This is a genomic window from Vibrio sp. HM8-C (assembly GCF_058630515.1).
In genome coordinates this window covers 60,985-81,559 of the sequence record NZ_JBMMKS010000005.1, presented here as the reverse complement: position 1 = coordinate 81,559, position 20,575 = coordinate 60,985, and the positions used below count along the sequence as shown (strand labels likewise).

Here is a 20,575-nt window from a genome sequence, read left to right as displayed (position 1 = left end):
ACGCCGGCGTACTCAGAATTAGATTATTAATACAAACTTGGGTTGTAGTGACGAAATAACGTCTTAACAAATAGGCCTCCTGCAGAATTCAAGTTTCGATTCTTCTTCCACAGAATGACGCTTTGCGTTCTTTTTTTAGGTTCTATAGGCAAAAAGGCAATATCTGATCGTTTTTCAATCATTTCGCTGGTGATAGCAATTGGATAGCCTAGGTCATATTCCACACAGTTAAGAGCTGTAGATATAATATTGTACTTAGCGGTCACCTTGAGCTTGTATTTGTTCTTACCAAACCAGTTTTCAATTTCATTGATTGCTGCCTTCTTGTTGGGCAGAACTAAACTCATTTTACTCAACTCTTTCACCGAGATGGACGCTCTGCTAGCAAGGTTATCATCCATTTTCACCAAGATTCCCCACTCTTCATACTGGCTCAGTCTGATAACATTAAAATCAGATGTATCAACGGGTTCAAGTAATAGACACAAATCAATAGTACCGTGCTCCATTTTCTCTAGAAGCTCTTCACTGCTACCAGTAAATATATTGAATTGCACATTTGGAAATTGCTTTGAAAACTCATGCATTTGTCGATAGACATCTTTAGCACCTAGTGAATCAACAAAACCTAAAGAAATCTCTCCTGATATAACAGAATTCTCGTCCAATATTTCTTGCACCGTTTTGTCTGCTAAGTCTAGAAGTTCCCTCGCTCTAAGCTTAAGTAGTTTGCCCTCATCGGTTAATTCAAGCGTACGCTTTTCCTTATTAAACAACTTAACATTCAAACTTTCTTCCAGAAGGATTAATTGTCTACTTAGCGTCGGCTGAGTAATGTGTAACATTTCTGCTGCTTTAGTAATGTTTTTGGTTTGAGCAACCGTCGAAAAATACCGTAATATTTTTAAATCCATAAATTAGCTACGTTATTGGAAAAAGTTTGATTGAATAATAATAGTCAGTCATAAGTTCAGCAATCGCACTTCAAATAGCTTGCAATAATAATAGTAAAAAATAGCCTGCACGTATTCACATGCAGGCTACCTGTCATGACCGATGACAATCAATAAACTATGATGTTGATTTGATCAAATCTCGATACCAGTAGTAGCTCTTTTTCGGGATTCTAGCCAATTCTTTAAGGTCAAACTCTTCTCTGTCTATGTAGATAAAACCATATCGCTTACCGTACCCTTGATGAGTGCTGACCAAATCTAAAGCAGCCCATGGACAATAAGAGAAAATTTCAACGCCATCATTAATAGCTAATTGCATTTGATCGATATGCAGTTGGAGATAGTCAATTCGATACTGATCGTTAACTTCTCCATTCACTAACTTATCACCCTGCCCCAGCCCGTTCTCAGAAATCATTATTGGCAATCGATACTTATCCCATACAGCTCGTAAAGTTGTTCTAAATCCAACAGGATCGATGAACCAGCTGTATTCAGTTTTGCCGATATGTTTGTTAACCGCAGCACGATAAACACCTTCTTCACCATAGGTGATCTGTTGGTCGCCCTCTCGCAAAGTCACGTCAGTTCCATCATTTTTCGCTGCTGCAACCGTCATAGTTGCGTAATAGTTGATTGAAATGAAATCCGGACACGCTCCTGCTTTCAGTATTTCTGCATCACCTTCTTCAAAAGTTGGTTCATAGCCTCTGTCACACAAATAGGCCCAAACCAAACTGTTATATTCACCGTGATACGCCATATCTAGATATAGCCAGCAGCGGATCGCCATCCAGTTATCTGCAGCAATAACATCTTCAGGGTTACAAGTTTCAGGATATACCGAAATAATATTTGGAGCTGGACCAATTTTTGCTGTCTTTAGCATGTCATGGCAAAGTTTCATTGCTCGTGCCTGAGCCAAAAACATATGGTGAGCTTGCTGGTACGCTTCCTTCTTAGATGAGACTTTGTTGCCAATAGCATTGCCATGCAAAATGATGACGTTTTGTTCATTAATAGTAAGGAAGTACTTAACTCGATCTCCGTAGCGTTCAAAAACCAATTTGGAAAACTCTACAAATGCCTCAATCGTATTCCGATTACTCCACCCACCTTCTTCTTCCAATGCTTGAGGCAAGTCGAAATGGTACAGAGTTAAAATAGGTTCAATATTGTACTTCAACAGCTGGTCAATTAAGTTGCTATAAAACTCAACACCCTTTTCATTAACCTCACCTCGTCCTTTTGGTAATACTCGTGCCCAAGCAACAGAAAAGCGATAGGCTTTTAACCCCATTTCCGCAAATAGCTTCACGTCTTCTTTATATCTATGATAGTGGTCACTTGCGACACTAAAATCTGTAATATCTGGATGACGTGCACCCAAGTGATCTTGTACGGAAGGACCTTTACCATCGATATTCGCAGCACCTTCAACCTGAAAGGCTGACGTTGAAGCTCCCCACAAAAAGTTCTTTGGAAATGGTCTTAACTGCTTATAAAACATTAATATTATCCTTACCTAAAAATTCACAAAAATGGCATTTACTGACTTTGATTCACGAATATAAGCTCATCACTAATATTCGTTTCGGACTGCTCCTTGATTAAACAGTCGATATGAGAGCCATCATTCAGGTTGGTGACGATCACCGGAGTCTGCAGAGATAAACCATGGGAGGCGATGGCTTCTAGATCACAGGTAATCAACGTCTGCCCTACTGTTACTCTGTCACCTTCAGAGACATACGCTTCAAAATGCTCACCTTTAAGGGAAACAGTATCGATACCCACGTGTATTAGTAGTTCTGTACCGTTGTCAGATTCTAGACACACGGCGTGCTTAGAAGGAAGAATTGACACAACCTTACCATTGAATGGAGCGACGACTTTGCCTTCTGTAGGTTCGATAGCAATTCCTTTACCCAAAGCCTCAGATGCAAATACTTCGTCTTTGACAGTGGAAAGCGGGATCACTTTTCCCTTCATTGGTGTTAGAACCATCTCTTCTCTGAAAGACACAACTTCAGTATCCGTTTCATCTAGCGCTGCATCTTTTTCGTAACGCAACGAAGCGAGGTAGGTCAAAACAGCTGTAACAACAACAGTAATCGCTAGGGCTATGAGAATGTTATATAGGTTCCAAACATTTTCACCGATATATAAAGGAATGGCTGGGATACCTGACGCGCCTGTTGCATAACGATAGACGTCGCCGAAACCCGCATACAATCCACCACACGCTGCGCCAATCATTCCTGTCACTAATGGATATTTTTTCGGAATGTTGATGCCGTATAGTGCTGGTTCAGTGATACCCATTAACGCGGTAATGCCACCAGAGTTCGCAATCTGTTTTGTTTTTGAATCTTTAACTCTTCTGCTAACAACAAGTGCTGCAACACCGTGAGCTATGTTGGCTAACAAGGCTCCTGGACCAATAATATTTTCCACACCCATTGTGGTTATTTGAGTCAATGAAAGTGGCACAATACTATGATGGATGCCAAACATAACGAGAATCGGCCATAACGTTGCCATAGCAAATACAATCATCCAACTACCGTAAGACTGCATAGCGTTAAAGGCGATAACGATATAGTCGCCAATATAAGCGCCTAACGGTCCTAACACGGTTAAGCCTGCTATACCTACGATAAAAATCGTTAACATTGGTACAAATACGATTTTTATCGAATTAGGAATACGCTTATTGAGGAATCCTTCAACTACAGATTGCAACCAAACAATAAGTAAAATTGGAATCACCGACGATCCATAGCTCACCATACGAATTGGTAAACTAAAAATTTCAACTGGATCTCCAGCAGTTTTTAGAGCGACAAAGCTAGGATGAAGTAATATCCCACCTAACACTGCAGCAATTAAAGGGCTGCACTTCATCTTTTGCGCAGCAGAGAACGCTAAGAGTATTGGCAGAAAGTAAAACACAGCATCAGACATCATGTTGATAAGGTAATATGACTGCTCTTCACGGCTTACCACACCAAACATAAGTAGCAATGCCAATAACGCCTTAACCATACCAGCACCAGCAATCGCCGGAATAATTGGGCTGAACGTACCTGAGACAAAATCTATAATCCGGCTAAGTACATTCGCATGTTCGACCGGCTGAGCAGATTCGTTCGTCAACTTTAACTTTTCATTCAGTTCATCGAAAACATCCTTAACATGGGTCCCAATAACAACTTGGCACTGCCCACCACTAACAACAACACTGATGACACCTGCGATAGAGCCGATCCGTTTCAGGTCCGCTGCATCATAATCTTTCAGTACAAATCTCAATCTTGTTTGGCAATGGTTTAAATCTTGAATATTAGATTCACCACCAATTCCCTTTATAAGTTCCACAATTAAAGCGTTGTATTTATCGCTCATTTTATACTCCGATATAAGTCTCTTAGACGCTTATACAGTTTGTTTATTATGGGGAAAATCTTATCAATGCTCTTTAGGCACATCTAATACTTAAAAACAATAAATAACCATGCCTTTAAGGCATAGAGGTCATCTGTTCTAGAACGAATAAAAATTATCTAACTGAAAAATATGAATTTTATTTATAAAAACCTGACTTAAAGCCGAATAGAAAATGACCCAAGAGATATTTTATCGAGGATTATAGAGATTGTTTTTATGAAGTAGTTCAAACTAATTGATTGAGATAATCAACGAAAGGAATCAGACCCGATAGAGAACAGGCGTAGAGGTATTGTAGAAAGAAGCTAGAAACGCGAAGCAAGAAGCCCATCACTTTATGAACTTCTTACTTAGAGGTATTAGTTAAGCCTTAATGAAACTCAGACAGATCTAAGGGTACTGGATCGCCAAGCCAGTACGCATATATAGTGTGGTCTTCCAATTCATCGCCAGATAACGCATGAACCAACACACTTAACCCTAGTCTATTCTCTTCTAACCACGGCACTAACTGGTCGAAATCCTTAGAGGTAAACTTAATTTGGCAACTCCATTTAGAGTGTGGCCCCACCAATTTTTCATGCACCCGCCCCACTTTAACTGGAAACAACTCACCAGCTTTATGGCAAAGGTTAGAAGCGAAATCTAAAGTCTCTTGCTCAAAATAGACATGAGCATGATATGCACGATGCGAATTCACCGGACGCGGTATGTTTTTCACTATGACCCCACATTAATTATGTTTATTTGCCATACCAAAACGTTAGCATCAATTAAACAACCCGACGAACAAATTTAGCTCAAATTATTCGCTTTCACTTTCGATACTCGTGCTTTTCTCAAACCATAAAAATAGGTTGAAGACGCAGAAAATAATATTGCGACTACACTACCTGTCATTAACCCAAATACCGTACTATCGAAACCCGTAGAAGGAATAACTTGAGTAAAAGTAAATACACTTGCGATACCAAAGGAATATGAGGCTGTTTGGCTCAAAGCCACAATAGCTCCACCAAACGCACCACCGATACAACCCAACACGAATGGTATCCTTGCCGGTAGGTTCAAACCGTATACTGCGGGCTCTGTTATCCCAAAGATACCAGCAGTTACAGCTGAGCCTGCCATCATTTTCTGTTTTGCATCACGTGAATATAAAAATATACCTAATGCTGCCCCCGTTTGTCCCAATACCGCTGGCAGCAATAATGGAGTCATCGAATCAAAACCCAAAGTCGCAAAGTTATTGATAGCAAGCGGAACAAAGCCCCAGTGCAAACCAAACATTACAAATACTTGCCATAATCCGCCCATCGCAGCACCCGCAACAGCAGGGGCTGCGGAGTAAATGGTAAGGTAAGAATGTGCAAGGAAGTTGCCTAACCCTGTTGCCAGAGGACCAATCAATAGGAAAGTAAATGGAATAACAGTAACTAAACACAGCACAGGCACAAAGAATGGACGCACTGAAGAAGGGAAAACTCTATTTAATCTTTTCTCTAAATAACAGCTCAACCACGATGAAAAAATAATCGGTAAGACTGAACCTCCGTAGTTGATAAACGTAATCGGAATGCCTAAAAAGGTACTAGCATCGCCCGTAGTATCTTGACCGATAGAAAACATTGAAGCTACTGAAGGGTGAATCAGAGCACCACCAATTGCCATGCTGACAAAAACACTACCACCAAATTTTTTCGCCGATGTGTATCCTAAAATAACAGGAAAGTAATAAAACAATGCATCTCCGGCTGAATTCATAAGCAGATGTGTTCCACTTGCTGGGTCAATCCAACTTAGTGCGACAAACAAAGCCAATAGCCCCTTGATAATACCCGAAGCGGCAAGAACCCCTAACAAAGGTGAAAAAATACCTGAAATAGCGTCGATGAGAGTATTTAGAATACTAGAAGCTTTTTTGTTTTGATTTGTTTCTTCAGAAGTCGATTGATTGTCATCCAAATTGATTAATTCACAGATTTCTTTATAAACAAAGCCAACATCATTACCGATTACGATCTGAAATTGCCCACCACTTGCTACTACAGTCATAATTCCTGGGTTGGATTTTAATTTTTTCTGGTCGGCCTTCTTAACATTATTTAAATTAAAACGTAAACGAGTAGCGCAATGAATCAAATTGGAAATATTATCCTTACCACCAACGCTATCTATGATTTCTTTGGCTAATAAATCAAATTTCATACACTCTCCAAATTACAAAATAAGTCATTAATAATTATTACTTTTTAGAAAAACAATCTTCAGCCGTAAAATGTCTACTTAGGGATAATTAAAATTAATTTTAAATACACGAACAACCACAGACTTTTCACAACTTACTAGCGTAATTCCCCTGTAAATACATGTTCATACTCCACCTATACAAGATTTGCTTATCTAACCTAGAGCGGATGGTAGGTAACATTATTTTAAGTTGTGCTCTTGACCAATAGTGGTGCGTTTTTCAAAGCAAAGATATGTCGAATGTTGCAAATATCATTGACGAAATTAGCGGTAAGAAAAGCACATTTTAAAAACATTCAGAGTTAATCGCTTACAGAATAATGTTCAATCTGTAGCTTAAGGAGACTGCGTTGCTTAAATCGATGGCACTAAATCATTAAGTTACGATCTTATCGGCTACATCCATTCATCGTCGCCTAATGCCTAAACCTCCTTACAAAACAACCAACTGGAGGTAGTTAAAAATCGTGGTTCACTGAACTTTTGGGTTAATGAGGAAGCGATAGCTTAGGGGTGGGGAATTCAAACAAGGCAGGCTAGGTAGACCACGCCGATTAGCAACTTGGCCAATATTTAATCACAATACACGAATTCTATAACATCTGACTGAGAAGCTTGACCGAACTGCATATGCAACCATCAATGTGGTAGTCCGTTAATCTTTTTTCTTATTCGAGTTTAAATAAACCTCTATTAATAATAAGGATATCAGAAAATATAAATACAAAAAGCAACAATGCTAGAGCCTTTATTATTGCACCTAATTTGACAATATTATTTTTTCATTTTATTCAATGTAAACACGAAATCGTTATCTGCTTGAGATTTATGGCATGAAAAACAACGTGATAAGTTTTCGTTTACCGTCCGGTCAAGATTAAACGCTTGATATTCCCACTCACCATTACGCTGTTCCGCAGAATACTCACTCCCCCAACCCGATCTTTTTTCCATCACTACATAACGATAAAGTTGATCATCTCGATAGTCTACAAGGGTAATAACAGTGCCACTTGGCAGTGATAATCCGCTGTTTACAGCTTTAAAAGCTTCTTGATTCACGTAAATGTCTTCTCGGATATTTCCTCTGTATTCAGTTGTATAGAGAACCCCATCAGAAAAATTTTCCGGAAACTGAACTAAATCACCACCAGCCCAGGCACATGTGTAGACACATAGTCCGCCACATAAGAACGTTTTCTTCAAATATTTTGTCATCGTCATCACTCCGAAATCGCTAATTTGGTTCAATCACTTAACTACTTAGACATGAAATCTATCTTTGTATTGAAACAAAGCCTCAACTGTCTTAATGGTTGAGGCTTATGGCTTTTAAATTGTCGATGAGTCTATGACATAGCGATAACGCGCTTCTTTATTCACTACGCTCTTCCAAGCATCATTCACTTTTGAAGCATCAATCAGTTGAATCTGTGGGTAAATTTTGTTTTCGGCACAGTAGTTCATCACATATTGAGTTTCAGCAATGCTGCCAATCAATGAACCATTGATATTGACTCTATTTCGAATCATTACAAAGTTATTGACGGTTAACTTGCCACCTATTGGCATCCCAACCTGAGTGAACTGATGGTATGGCTTTGCAAGGCTAGCATAAGCGGCCACTTCGAAATCATATGGGATAGTAGAAATCACGTAATCCATCATTCCGTTATATGGCGTTAGTTTACTTAGGTTATCGACAACAATGACTTCTTTAGCACCAAATGCCTTGATGTCATCGACTTTCGAAGGTGAAGTGGTAAATGCGTAAACTTCCGCACCTTTTGAAGCAGCAAGTTTCACCGCAATGTGCCCTAGCCCACCAATACCAGCGACAGCTACTTTATCACCAGCTTTAAAGTCCGCCTTGATAAGAGGTGAATATGTCGTAACACCTGCACATAGCAGTGGCGCTGCATGTTGTAAATCAATGCTATCTGGAATATGAATTGCGAAGTGATCGCGAACAACTAGATTGTTGGTATAGCCGCCCTGGGTAATACCAGTAGGTGAAGTCGCATCTGGATAACCGTAGGTCCACACAGTCTGACCGCGGTCGCATAGGTGTTCCTCTCCGCTAGTACAGCTAGCACACTCCATACAACTGTCGACCATACAACCAACGCCAGCTTTATCACCAACCTTAAACTTGGTAACGTTTTTGCCTACAGCAGTGACGATTCCAGCGATCTCATGCCCCGGAACTTGCGGGTATTTCTGCGGTCCCCAGTGTCCCATCTCTTGGTGAATGTCAGAGTGGCAAATACCACTGTACTTCACTTCGATAAGAACATCGTTGTCGCCGAGAGCACGTCTTTCAAACTCCCACTGACGTAGCTCACCTGATTCATCAAAAGCAGCAAGACCTCTGCTTTTAATACTTTTGCTTAGCTCTTCAGCACTCACGCTCGAAGACTGCAACGCAGCTCTGCCCGCCAACGCAACACCCGCCGTTGCTAAAACAGTTTTTTTCAGGAAGTCACGACGACCGTTAGTTTTGTTTTCTTCCATTTGCAAAACTCCTTTTGTAAAGCCTTTATTAACCCTATTTACATTACTACCAGCCTTGCCATTGTTTACATGGCGAAGCGGCGAACAAAGTTCACTTAGCTATCTTATGGGAGCTTGAATCAATTACTGTTGCCTATTTATTTCGAATTCTTGCTCACTCGTCCAAGGTTTTGAGCAAGCAAATGAGAAGTGTTGAAGCAAATAATGTACTTAATATACTTATCGAAGATAAAAAAAGACCTCTTGTCTAAAAGAGGTCTTTTTATATACCTAACATCTACACACTCGTGTTACAGGCTGAACATTGTGTTAGGTATGAATTAGCAAAACATTTTATTCGTGGATTTTCACACCAAGGCAGCCACGAACAAATTGAGGGTTAAAGTGCTTAACAGCCTCGCCTACATAACCCATATCTAGACTATTAATTTTTTGCATTTCTTCGTCAGTCAGGGCGAAATCCCAGATCGCGAAATTTTCCTCGATACGATTTAAACGCGTTGATTTTGGAATTACAGTAACGCCGCGTTGCACGTTCCAACGTAGAATTACTTGAGCTTCCGATTTACCGTGAGTATTAGCAATACCTTGAAGCATTTCGTCTTCAAATGGCTTGTATCGACCGCCGCCAAGTGGAGCCCATGCTTCTGGCTGAACGTTATAGTGTTTCATTGTCTCTAATGCTTCAGGCTGAGCAAAATAGGGATGCAACTCAACCTGATTCACCATAGGTTTGATTCTTACTGTTTCACAGAAGTTTGCTAGAACATGAGCATAAAAGTTAGAAACACCAATCGCTTTAAGTTTTCCAGCTTCATACGCATCCTCCAACGCACGCCAAGCGCTAAAGTAATCTCTCATTGCTTGATGTAGTAGATAGAGGTCAAAATATTCCAAGCCCGACTTTTCTAGAGAAGCATCAATCGCAGTTTGAGCCATCTCATAGTTAGCCATATCCTGAACCCATAGCTTTGAAGTGATGAATAGCTCTTCACGAGTACACAAGCCTTCAGCGATGGCTTCACGCACTGCTTCACCAACAGCGTCTTCGTTGCCATAAACGGCTGCTGTATCAATAAGGCGGTAGCCCGTACGGATAGCACTAAGTACCGACTGTTTACATTCTTCTTTATCTGTTACTTGAAAGACACCAAAGCCTTCCATCGGCATCTTAATGTTATTACTTAATGCTGTATATTCCATTTCAGGAGATCTCCGTCAGGGTTAAAGACCCAATTGTAAATGAAAGACATACGCCAAATTAGTATGTAAAATCCCAATAGACTTGTGCACGAAATTCATTAATAAGGTTACAAAGGTATGCTAGAAGAAAACATAGATCGTTTTTCTCTATTTGTAGTGTTAGCGCAAGAAAAAAGTTTTACCAAAGCAGCAGCTCGTCTTGGTTTATCCCCTTCCGCACTGAGTCATTCAATAAAATCACTGGAAGAAAAAATGGAGCTGCGACTTTTCAACAGAACAACACGCAGCGTCTCTCTTTCGGATGCAGGCGAAAAGCTCTTTAAGATTCTTGAACCTCGCTTTAATCAAATGGAATACGAACTCCAAGAGTTGAAGGAGGAATACCATCAAGCAAAAGGGGACATTCGCATATCCTCGTCAGACTACGCAGCACAGGTAATACTGTGGCCGAAACTAGCCAAATTTGCTCAAAAATACCCAGACATACATATTGAATTAAACATTGAAAATCGTTTAACAGATGTAGTGAATGAACGATTTGACGCAGGCGTCCGGTCCGGTGATCAAGTGGCTAAAGATATGATTGCGGTACGTATCTCTCCTGACGTCCGCTTTCTCGTTGTCTGTTCCAGTGAGTACTTAACTGGCAAAACGATACCGAGCAAACCAAACGATCTTTTAACGCATCAATGCATAAATATGAGACTCAATGGCAGCGGTACAATTTACGCATGGGAGCTTGAGAAAGGTAACAAAGAGGTAAAGCTAAAAGTGGATGGTCAGTTCACCTTTAACTCATCAACCCAAATATTAGAAGCGGTCCTCTCTGGTTTTGGCTTCGCGTATTTACCTGAAGATTTAGTTGAACAACAATTAAAAGCAGGAACACTAGTCGCTGTTTTGGAAGATTGGTGTCTGCCTAGTCCTGGCTTGCATCTCTACTATCCCCACCGCCGACAGCACAGAATGGCCTTTCAGCTCCTACTAGAAGAACTCAAGTACACGTCGTGAAACTCTCTAGTCTGAGCTCAGCCAAAAATTTGAATTAGCCATATTCCTAAATACCTTTCAGTTGAAACATGGCTAGTTTAGAGATTGAGGTGCAGATATGTTTGAATCAAAACTCATGTTCAAGAGCTAGATATACATTTCCATTGCAGCAACTACCCCTTGCCCACTGATAATTGGAGCGCCGTGTTTAATAAGTATCGCTTCTAGTGCAGCTAAAGTAGCTAAAACACACTCCTGACGAGCGTTATATCCCATAGTTCCAATTCGCCAAATTTTTCCATGTAAAGGTCCAAATGAAGTGCCGATTTCAATACCAAATCGAACCAAAAGTTCTTTACGAACGGTATCACCATCAACCATTTCAGGAATATAAACCCCAACGACGTTGTTCATCTTATAGTCTTGGTTTCCAAACAGCTTAAGTCCCATAACTTTAAGACCCGTCGCCATAGCATTACCCGCTATCTCATGACGTTTGATTACGGCCTGACTTCCCTCTTCTAAGAAAATACGAGCACATTCTCGAGCAGCATAAAGCATGCTGGTTGCTTCTGTATGGTGATTAAGACGCTCAGAGCCCCAATAGTCCATTACCATTGCCAAATCAAAATAGTTGGATTGAATGATCGAATCTACTCCCGTTTCGTGATGCTCTGAGCGTATGCCTGCTTCAACATGTTTGCGGCGATTAATCACTTCAACTGCTTTTTCACTCAATGTTAAAGGAGCAGAACCAGAAGGACCTCCCAAACATTTCTGTAGACCTGCAGATACAGCATCAATATGCCACTTATCAACAAATAAATCATTACCAGCAATAGAAGCGGTTGCATCACAGTAGAACAGCACATCATGACGAGCACATATCTCACCAATTTCAGCAAGCGGCTGATTCATCGTCGTTGATGTATCGCCTTGCACTGTTGCAACAAGCTTAGGTCGAAACGCCTTAATCTCCGCTTCAACTTGTTCAGGTTGGCAGACTTCTCCCCATTCAATATCTATAGTGCGAATATTGGCACCAACTCGCTGAGCAATTTCACATAACAAGTGTCCAAAACGGCCAATAACCGGAATCAGTACTTTATCTCCGGGTTGCAGTAAAGAAACCAAAACAGCTTCTATTCCCGCTCTAGCAGTTCCATCGATTAAGAATGTCTGCTCATTTGTGGTTTCAAATACGCCTCGATATAGACTTTGAACTTGATTCATATACCCCGTCATTACCGGATCATATTGACCAATTAAGGCTTGAGAAATTGCCTGGTGAACACGTGGATAAGCGTTTATTGGCCCTGGCCCCATTAGCATACGTTGTGGCGGATTAAGGATTTCAAAAAGGGCATCAGGATTCATTTATTCTCTCCAAATAAAGATATTCTTCGCTACGAAAAGTATGTGTAGCGTCATTAGAAATTTTTGTAGGAGTTTGAACACTCCTACAATGATATTGATTAATCAGACACACTCGAAAATGAGGTTATATCCAGCTCAGACTACTCTGGCTTTACCACCATTTTGTAGTTCACTAGGGACGCTCGTTCACCTTCCATCAGATAGCGATAGATGAGCGCGGCACTAATACCACCGATGAACAGAGCATAGTTAGCTAAGGCACTGAAAACGAAGGTAGCGAATATAGCAATAAGACCGGCAACAACTAGCGCGTAAACACTCTTCTTATTCACACCATTCTCATACCAGTATTTACCCTTAGGCGACTCGGTATACAGTGAATCTAGGTCAATCTCGCCTTTTTTAATCAAAAAGTAATCCACAATAATGATGCCATACAGAGGACCAATCATCGCTGCGAGCACATCAACGGTATAGTGAATCACTTCAGGGTTATTAAATAGATTCCAAGGTGTTAGTAAGATGGAACCAAAAGCGGCAATAAAACCTCCAGTTTTAAAACCTATCTTTTGTGGAGCAACATTGGAGAAATCAAAAGCAGGGGCAACAAAGTTAGCAACAATGTTGATACCAACAGTGGCGAATATAAATGTTAGAGCCCCAAGAACAGTGATCATACCTGAGTCCAAGCGTTTTACTGTTTCAACTGGATCTGTAATCATTTCACCAAATACTGGTATTGATGCCGATACGATGACAACACTAAATACCGAGAACAGAATAAAGTTCAAAGGTAAGCCTAGTATGTTGCCGATTTTTAGATCTTTATAGCTGGTACAGTAACGAGAAAAGTCACTGAAATTCAGAGTTGGACCAGCAAAATAGCCCGCGACTAATGCAACTGCGATAGCCATTTGAATAACGACATCCCAACCACTTAGTGTATTTTCGCTTAAGCTGAAGCTAATGTTATCCCACCCAGCTAAATTCACCATATATATACATAAAGCAAACATAGCAACATAAATGGCAGGACCAGACCAATCGATGACTTTACGAATCATCTCAATACCGAACATGAATACAATGCCTTGGAGGACCCACATTGAAGTGAATCCAACCCAACCCAAATAGGACAAACCAATAAACGACTCATCGGCTAAAGAGGCCATTGACGGAAAGAAGAATAGCAACAAAATAATAAATGAACTTGAAGCTAGATAAGTTTGAATTCCATACCAAACAACAGCAATAAGACCACGAATAACAGCTGGTATATTTGCACCAAATACACCGAATGACATTCTAGCGACAACAGGAAAAGGAACACCTGCTTTTTGTCCTGGTTTGCCCATAAGGTTGGCAAACACTAATACAATAGAAATACCAAGTAACAAACTGACAAACACTTGTAATCCATTTAGACCAAGCGCAAACAAACTCGCGGCAAATACATAGCCCCCAACACTGTGAACGTCTGACATCCAGAATGCGAAAATACTATACCAGCCCCAATTTTGATTCTTTTCTGGTTTCAAATCTGAGTTAATGAGCCTAGAGCTCGCCACTAATCCCTTTTCCATAACTTACGCTTCCATGTAGATTGTATACAATAACAAATACAATTACCGTGCCAATATACAAAGCGTTTGATTACATTGGATTTATCAGTAAAAACCTTGTAGTAAATAGCCTAGTGGCGCACTAATATTGTTAGGAAATCACCACATTAGTGCACAAAAACAAACCAACTTGGTCTGAAATACAATAGAAGAAAGGATGTGTATAAGAAAATTGTATACATTGCAAAATTGCTTTAGATATCCGTAAATAAGATGAATCAAAGAGATGCTTAGAGCACGATGACCGACTCCTCGCAAGATCAAACCACGATCCATAGCTAGGTAGTCTACATAAACAAAAACCGACCCATTGATGGTCGGTTTTTTTGTTTTATGGAATTTATAGATTACTAAACATCTGATTTATCGTTCTCAACTTCTCACTAGGTGGCGGAGCATACCCGCCTTGGCGAGTTGTTTTTGCTTTTAATCGAACTAAGCTCTCACACAAAGAAACCGCACAAGTCACGCCATCCAGTACCGGAATGGAAAACAGTGAAGACAGTTTATCCGCAAGATCCACCATTCCTGCGCACCCTAAAACAATGGCTTCTGCTCTGTCTTCTTCAATGGCTTTCTTTATTTCAAGTGCAATTCTAGAAATTGCATCTGAACCTTCGCATTCAAGTTCAAGTACAGGAATTTCAGAAGAACGAACGCGAATGCACTGCCTTTCCATTCCATATCGCATCAAGTTATGCTCCAACGCAGGTACAGACCGACCGAGCGTTGTTACAACACTGAACTTATTGGAAAGCATCGCCGCAACGCGATAAGCCGCTTCTCCGATTCCTATCACTGGTTTATCCGTCAAACAACGAGCAGCATCTAAACCAGTGTCATCAAAACAAGCGATAACTACGGCGTCAAAATCTTTTTCTGACTGTATCGCGTCAAGCATACCCGGCACTGCCATTGCCTCATCGTAGTACCCTTCTATTGATGCTGGTCCATACTTCGAGGTGACCGCAACAATCTCGGTGCCAGCTGACGCAACTTGTCGTGCTGCGATACATGCTTTTTCCGTCATGCTGGCTGTGGTATTAGGGTTTACTACTAATATTCTCATTCTTATATATCTCCACCCAAATAGGCTTCTTTAATACGTTTATCATCCATTAAATCTTTAGAGCGCCCTTCTAACACGATATTTCCGGTTGATAATGCATAAGTACGATTTGATATTGACATAGCCATACGGCTATTTTGTTCTACAAGCAAAACGCTGACTTTCTGATCCCTTGAAATCGCAACAATTGAACGAGCTATTTCTTGTACCAATTTAGGCGCTATACCTAAACTCGGTTCATCGAGTAACAAAACCTTTGGGTTCGCCATTAAGGCACGCCCAATCACCATCATTTGCTGTTCGCCTCCGGACAGTGTTCCTGCCTGCTGATGGTAACGTTCACGCAATCGAGGAAAACGTTCCAAAACACTTTCAAGTGTTTGTGTAATCCCAGCTTTATCCGTACGTGAAAACGCACCCATCAACAAGTTATCCTTTATAGACATGTATGGAAATACACGTCTACCTTCTGGAACCATGGCAATACCACGTCCGACGATTTGGTTGGCAGGTACGCCATCTAAGCGCTCACCCTGATAGTAGATTTCGCCAGACTTGATTTTTGATAGTCCAGTGACCGCTCTAAGTATTGAAGATTTGCCAGCCCCATTAGCACCGATAAGAGCTACGGTTTCACCTTCATTCAAATTGATTGAAACACCTTTGAGCGCATAGACATGATCATAGTAAAGTTCGACATTATCGAGTTTCAATATTTCATTCATCACTTATATCCCTACAGCCACGTCTTCTGAACCAAGATACGCTTCTATTACTTTTGGATTGTTTTGTATCTCCAGTGGTGTTCCTTCAGCGATTTTTTCGCCGAAATTGAGAACAACAATCCTATTCGAAATTTTCATTACCGCAGGAATATCATGCTCAACCAACAACACGGTTACGCCACGCTCATCCCTTAGGCGCTGGACCAAGGTTACTAATCTCATTGTTTCATCATGATTCAGACCAGCGAATGGTTCATCTAAGAGTATGATTGCCGGGTCAGTTGCCAAACCAATAGCCATACCCAAAACTCGTAAATGTCCTTGTGGTAAGTTCGAAGCCAACTCATTTGCAATTGACTCCAATCCCAGCAACGTAATGATCTTATCCGCTGACTTACCAAATGTTTCTTCGTCGACCTTTGCTGCACGGGTTCCCAAAAAGAATCCAAGTAATGAGGCTTTAGATTGTAGGTGATGAGCAACAATAATGTTTTCCCTCACCGTCATCGATTTAAATATCGTAGTTTCCTGAAAGGTTCTCACTACTCCTCGACGAGCGACGGTGTGAGGTGCTTGATTACTGATTCTTTCTCCACGAAACAGTACCAAACCGCTACTGGTTTTTAAAAAGGATGAAATGAGCTTGAACAGTGTTGATTTACCAGCCCCGTTTGGTCCGATAATAGAAAGGATCTCACCTTTTCTAACCAAAAAACTCACGTCATTTACAGCAGTCAAACCACCGAATCGCTTGGTTACATTGCGTACTTCAAGTATTGGCTTCATTATCTCTTCTCCTTCCTTTCAAGTAGGCTCAGCACGCCATTCGGAAGCAACAACATGAGAATAATCAACAAGCTTGAATACACGAGCATCTGGTACTTACCGACTGTGAATAATAAATCCCAGCCAAAATAAAGCATTAATGTACCTAACATAGGTCCAAACACATACCCCAGCCCCCCAAGGAAGCAATTGAGCATAAAGTTAATGCTGTCAGCGACTTGGAATGATGACGGATACACTGATTGAGTAATTGCTACAAAACTTGCACCAGCAATACCACCAAAGAAAGACGAGATGCTATACGTTAATACGCGCAAGTAGGTTGTATTCACACCGATTGACGAAGCTAACTCCTCATTTTGTTGGAGAGAGCGACATAAATGCCCAAGGCGAGAGTTAACAATTCGCCACAAAACTGCATAAACAATGATCATCATCGTTATCGCCATCAAATAGAAGGCAATCTTCGGGTTTTCAAGTGTCGCGAAATCTGGAATTAGTGTGATACCAAAGATTTCCAGTGATGCAGGTAAAGGTATTGATGTAATACCTTTTGCGCCGTGGGTAATTGGTAAAGCCAACGCTGTAAGACGCATAACTTCCGTCAAAATTAGAGTGACCATTGCGAAATAGACACCACGAAGGCGCAAGATAGGTAACCCAATAAAAACGGATAAAACAGTACAGAACAAGCCCGCCAGTGGTAACGTCGCCCAAAAAGTAAAGCCGTACTGTGTGATAAGTATTGCTGAAACATACCCACCAACTAACGAATATGCTCCTTGCCCAATGTTAATCCGACCAATATAGAACGTTAGCCATACCCCTGCAGAAGAAATAGACAGTAACGCCACCGAAGTTAAGGTGTAGTAGAAGTCTGTTCGTCCTGTGATGGCAATAAACAAAGGCACCAACAAATATAACGCAATGAAAAATATAGCCACTCGATTTAAATTCGTTTTATTCATGATATTAACCCCACGGTTTACCCATAAGACCATGAGGTCTGATTGCTAGGAACAGCATCAAGGAAGCAAATATCACCAAATAAGTAATATCACCGTATTGAGAAAGAACAGACAAGCCAACACTTTCCATCATTCCTAGAATTAAGCCACCAACAATTGCACCAGGAATAACGCCGGCGCCGCCGATCATAATCATGATGAAAGCTTTGGTCGACGTAGGTCCACCCATGCCAAGGTTAATACCAGTAATCGTCACAAGTAAGCCGCCAACAATTCCCGCCAACATGGCACCAAGGGCAAAACCAATCATCTGGTATCGGTCAACATCAACGCCCATAAGTGTTGCTGCCACTTTGTCTTGTGCTAGCGCTCGCATAGCGCGACCCGCTTTTGAGTAGTGCATTAGAAGCATGAAAGCAACAATCATCGCCATAGCAATTATACCAATGACAATTCGGTCATAAGGCATGATGATTTTGAAATCCCAGTTGAAGACGCCGTTAATAATTTTTGGTACACCACGTTGCTTTTCACCAAAAACAAGCAATATGACGGCGTCTAAGAAGAAGCCAACACCGGCAGCAAGTAGCATCGTACTTTCTTCACGTTTTGACTTTTTGATAACTGGTCGAAATAGAAATTTTTCAATTAAGGCACCTATGATTGCCAATGCAACACCAGACAAAATTAGTGCCAAAAAAAACGGAATATTAAACTGTGACACCACGGTATAAGTGATAAAACCACCTAATACATACATCTGACCATGCGCAAAGTTCATCACATTCATGAGTGAGAAAATCAGTGTCAGACCAAGGGCGATTAGCGCATATTGAGCGCCAAGATAAAGCCCGTTTACTACAATCTGTTCCATAAAGAATCCTGTATCCAATAAGAGTGGCACCGTAAAGTGCCACTTTTTTGTAAACGTAGCTCTTCGTTAGTCTACTTGAGCGATAAACAGGGTTTTGAACTCACCATCTTCGTAAGTATTTACAACCAAAGGAACTGAAAGTTGTCTCTTCTGACCGAATGACGCATTACCTACATATTTAAGTTTCGCATCACCAATCATGTAAGGATTTGGAGCTTCAAACGTGTCCATTGTTTGCTGGAACTGTTTTACATCCTTGATGGCTTTAGGGTTAGCTTTCAATGTGTCGATGATGTATTCAAGTGCGTACACTTTAGTATTCGACTCATCGTTATATTCACCGTATTTTGCGGTGTAGCGTTTAACAAACTCTCGCATCGTGTCAGAAGCGACTTCAGGAGTTGATGCACCACCAACAGAAATAAAACCGTTTGCTAAGTCGCCTGCACCTTCTTTAAGCACATTTGCATCTTGCGCAGTTTCTGTAGAGATAATACCTGTGTAACCTAGCTCACGAGCAGAACGAATAAGCTGAGGCGCGTTTGCTGGTGACACACCTGAAAGGACAAGTAGATCTGGCTGTGTTTTGACAACAGGAAGTAATACTGGAGTGAAGTCAGTAGTATCCACTTGGTAAGTCACGTTGCTTGACACAACATTTAAACCAAGTGCTTTCGCAGCTTCGACACCACCATCGCGTTGGCTTAATGGATCCGATTCATTTGCAGCAACAAAAGCAACATTCTTAATTCCTTTGTTTTCAGACAAATATTTGTAGATAGCTGGACCAGATTGGTAGTTTGCGACCATACCTAATACTGCATTCGATGCAGGAGCAACATAGAGTGATTTAGGAAATGCATAAGGGAAATACATGATACCTTTTTGCTCCGCTACAGGTCTTACAGCTGCTGCACCATCATCTACGTTAGGACCAACAACATAATGAATACCTTCCTGAGCCATTTTCTCCATACCTGCGACTGCACGTTTTGGGTCTTTTTGGTCGTCAAAGGCAACAATATCAATGTCATAAGTTCTATCGCCAATAGTGACTCCACCCATCTCATTAATCCATTCTGCGCGAGTTTCCATAGATCTCTGATTCGAGATCCCCCAAGCAGCTGCTGGACCAGAAGTCACACCAACAAATCCAATTTTTAAAGTTGGATTAGCAGCAAAAGCCGAACCAGAAACCGCCACACTGACCATTGATGCCAATAGTCCAGCTTTAAGAATGTGAGATTTTTTCATCTGTAAAACTCCATTTAACTGTTCGTATTAATAAGCCAGTCTCCGACTAGCAACAAAACTTCCAAAATTGAACCTACAAATTAACTGTCCACAACAAAGATTAATATTGTATACAATTTCAAATCATTACGTATGCAACACACATACCACAGAGAGGGATAATTATAAAAATGGGGGAAGATAATAAAATTTAACTATATTAATCAGAATGTTATGACCTAACATTGCGTGGTTCTTGTATAAACAATAAACAAAACGAATCATCTTCACGATATGAAATGACTAAAAAACGCACTGAAAAAAAGCAGAGATAACCAAAATGGAGCGGAATGTATCGATTATTTCATTTCTGGATCTTTACTAATGAACATTGAACGAAAGTAAAGCTTTTAAGCCTTGCTTTTAGCTGACGCTCCAATAGATGAATGAAGTATATTTGAACACTATCAATATATATAACGAAAGAGAGGTACTATTAAACGCCAAAATCTATTATCTTATGCCAGCCCTATTCCTCTATATGATGAAAAGCTTAAT

The 20,575-nt window shown here is 40.7% G+C and carries 17 protein-coding genes; 1 reads left to right on the top strand and 16 read right to left on the bottom strand.

From position 1 onward, the window contains the following. Positions 1 to 26: 26 nt before the first annotated feature. The 8 genes from ACOSVQ_RS08030 to ACOSVQ_RS07995 form a co-directional block, all read right to left on the bottom strand. On the bottom strand, positions 27 to 914 hold the full coding sequence (locus ACOSVQ_RS08030; protein ID WP_491982025.1) for a LysR family transcriptional regulator: 888 nt from the start codon (positions 912 to 914) through the stop codon (positions 27 to 29). 157 nt (positions 915 to 1,071) lie between these two features. Further along, the gene (locus ACOSVQ_RS08025) at positions 1,072 to 2,466 is read right to left on the bottom strand and encodes a glycoside hydrolase family 1 protein (protein WP_491982024.1); all 1,395 of its coding nucleotides are present in this window, start codon (positions 2,464 to 2,466) and stop codon (positions 1,072 to 1,074) included. 38 nt (positions 2,467 to 2,504) lie between these two features. Continuing rightward, positions 2,505 to 4,364 (bottom strand): beta-glucoside-specific PTS transporter subunit IIABC, encoded by a 1,860-nt coding sequence (locus ACOSVQ_RS08020; RefSeq protein WP_491982023.1) that lies wholly within the window; start codon positions 4,362 to 4,364, stop codon positions 2,505 to 2,507. 412 nt (positions 4,365 to 4,776) lie between these two features. Next, positions 4,777 to 5,127, bottom strand: a complete 351-nt coding sequence (locus ACOSVQ_RS08015) for a DOPA 4,5-dioxygenase family protein (RefSeq protein ID WP_491982022.1) — start codon at positions 5,125 to 5,127, stop codon at positions 4,777 to 4,779. A gap of 74 nt (positions 5,128 to 5,201) precedes the next feature. Next, complete coding sequence (locus ACOSVQ_RS08010) at positions 5,202 to 6,614, bottom strand: PTS transporter subunit EIIC (protein ID WP_491982021.1); 1,413 nt, start codon at positions 6,612 to 6,614, stop codon at positions 5,202 to 5,204. Between the two features lie 816 nt (positions 6,615 to 7,430). After that, the gene (locus tag ACOSVQ_RS08005; RefSeq protein ID WP_491982020.1) at positions 7,431 to 7,874 is read right to left on the bottom strand and encodes a cytochrome P460 family protein; all 444 of its coding nucleotides are present in this window, start codon (positions 7,872 to 7,874) and stop codon (positions 7,431 to 7,433) included. Positions 7,875 to 7,988: 114 nt separating this feature from the next. Beyond that, positions 7,989 to 9,170, bottom strand: coding sequence for an NAD(P)-dependent alcohol dehydrogenase (locus ACOSVQ_RS08000; protein ID WP_491982019.1), 1,182 nt, complete (start codon positions 9,168 to 9,170; stop codon positions 7,989 to 7,991). 333 nt (positions 9,171 to 9,503) lie between these two features. Further along, the gene (locus ACOSVQ_RS07995) at positions 9,504 to 10,373 is read right to left on the bottom strand and encodes an aldo/keto reductase (RefSeq protein ID WP_491982018.1); all 870 of its coding nucleotides are present in this window, start codon (positions 10,371 to 10,373) and stop codon (positions 9,504 to 9,506) included. A gap of 117 nt (positions 10,374 to 10,490) precedes the next feature. Between ACOSVQ_RS07995 and ACOSVQ_RS07990 the strand changes: the two genes are divergently transcribed. After that, positions 10,491 to 11,384, top strand: a complete 894-nt coding sequence (locus ACOSVQ_RS07990) for a LysR family transcriptional regulator (RefSeq protein WP_491982017.1) — start codon at positions 10,491 to 10,493, stop codon at positions 11,382 to 11,384. Positions 11,385 to 11,510: 126 nt separating this feature from the next. On the opposite strand, the gene ACOSVQ_RS07985 is transcribed toward ACOSVQ_RS07990, so the two are convergent. From ACOSVQ_RS07985 to ACOSVQ_RS07950, 8 genes are all read right to left on the bottom strand, one after another. Beyond that, positions 11,511 to 12,740: a pyridoxal-phosphate-dependent aminotransferase family protein gene (locus ACOSVQ_RS07985; RefSeq protein ID WP_491982016.1), complete on the bottom strand. Its 1,230-nt coding sequence runs from the start codon at positions 12,738 to 12,740 to the stop codon at positions 11,511 to 11,513. Between the two features lie 140 nt (positions 12,741 to 12,880). Next, on the bottom strand, positions 12,881 to 14,323 hold the full coding sequence (locus ACOSVQ_RS07980) for an NCS1 family nucleobase:cation symporter-1 (protein ID WP_491982015.1): 1,443 nt from the start codon (positions 14,321 to 14,323) through the stop codon (positions 12,881 to 12,883). 379 nt (positions 14,324 to 14,702) lie between these two features. Continuing rightward, positions 14,703 to 15,431, bottom strand: a complete 729-nt coding sequence (locus ACOSVQ_RS07975) for an aspartate/glutamate racemase family protein (RefSeq protein ID WP_491982014.1) — start codon at positions 15,429 to 15,431, stop codon at positions 14,703 to 14,705. A 2-nt stretch (positions 15,432 to 15,433) separates the two neighbouring features. Then, positions 15,434 to 16,156, bottom strand: coding sequence for an ABC transporter ATP-binding protein (locus ACOSVQ_RS07970; protein ID WP_491982013.1), 723 nt, complete (start codon positions 16,154 to 16,156; stop codon positions 15,434 to 15,436). A 3-nt stretch (positions 16,157 to 16,159) separates the two neighbouring features. Next, complete coding sequence (locus tag ACOSVQ_RS07965) at positions 16,160 to 16,942, bottom strand: ABC transporter ATP-binding protein (protein WP_491982012.1); 783 nt, start codon at positions 16,940 to 16,942, stop codon at positions 16,160 to 16,162. Beyond that, positions 16,942 to 17,910 (bottom strand): branched-chain amino acid ABC transporter permease, encoded by a 969-nt coding sequence (locus ACOSVQ_RS07960; RefSeq protein WP_491982011.1) that lies wholly within the window; start codon positions 17,908 to 17,910, stop codon positions 16,942 to 16,944. Before ACOSVQ_RS07960 ends, ACOSVQ_RS07965 begins: the two co-directional genes overlap by 1 nt. A 4-nt stretch (positions 17,911 to 17,914) precedes the next feature. Next, on the bottom strand, positions 17,915 to 18,784 hold the full coding sequence (locus ACOSVQ_RS07955) for a branched-chain amino acid ABC transporter permease (RefSeq protein ID WP_491982010.1): 870 nt from the start codon (positions 18,782 to 18,784) through the stop codon (positions 17,915 to 17,917). Positions 18,785 to 18,850: 66 nt separating this feature from the next. Next, positions 18,851 to 20,038 (bottom strand): ABC transporter substrate-binding protein, encoded by a 1,188-nt coding sequence (locus ACOSVQ_RS07950; protein ID WP_491982009.1) that lies wholly within the window; start codon positions 20,036 to 20,038, stop codon positions 18,851 to 18,853. Positions 20,039 to 20,575: the final 537 nt, after the last annotated feature.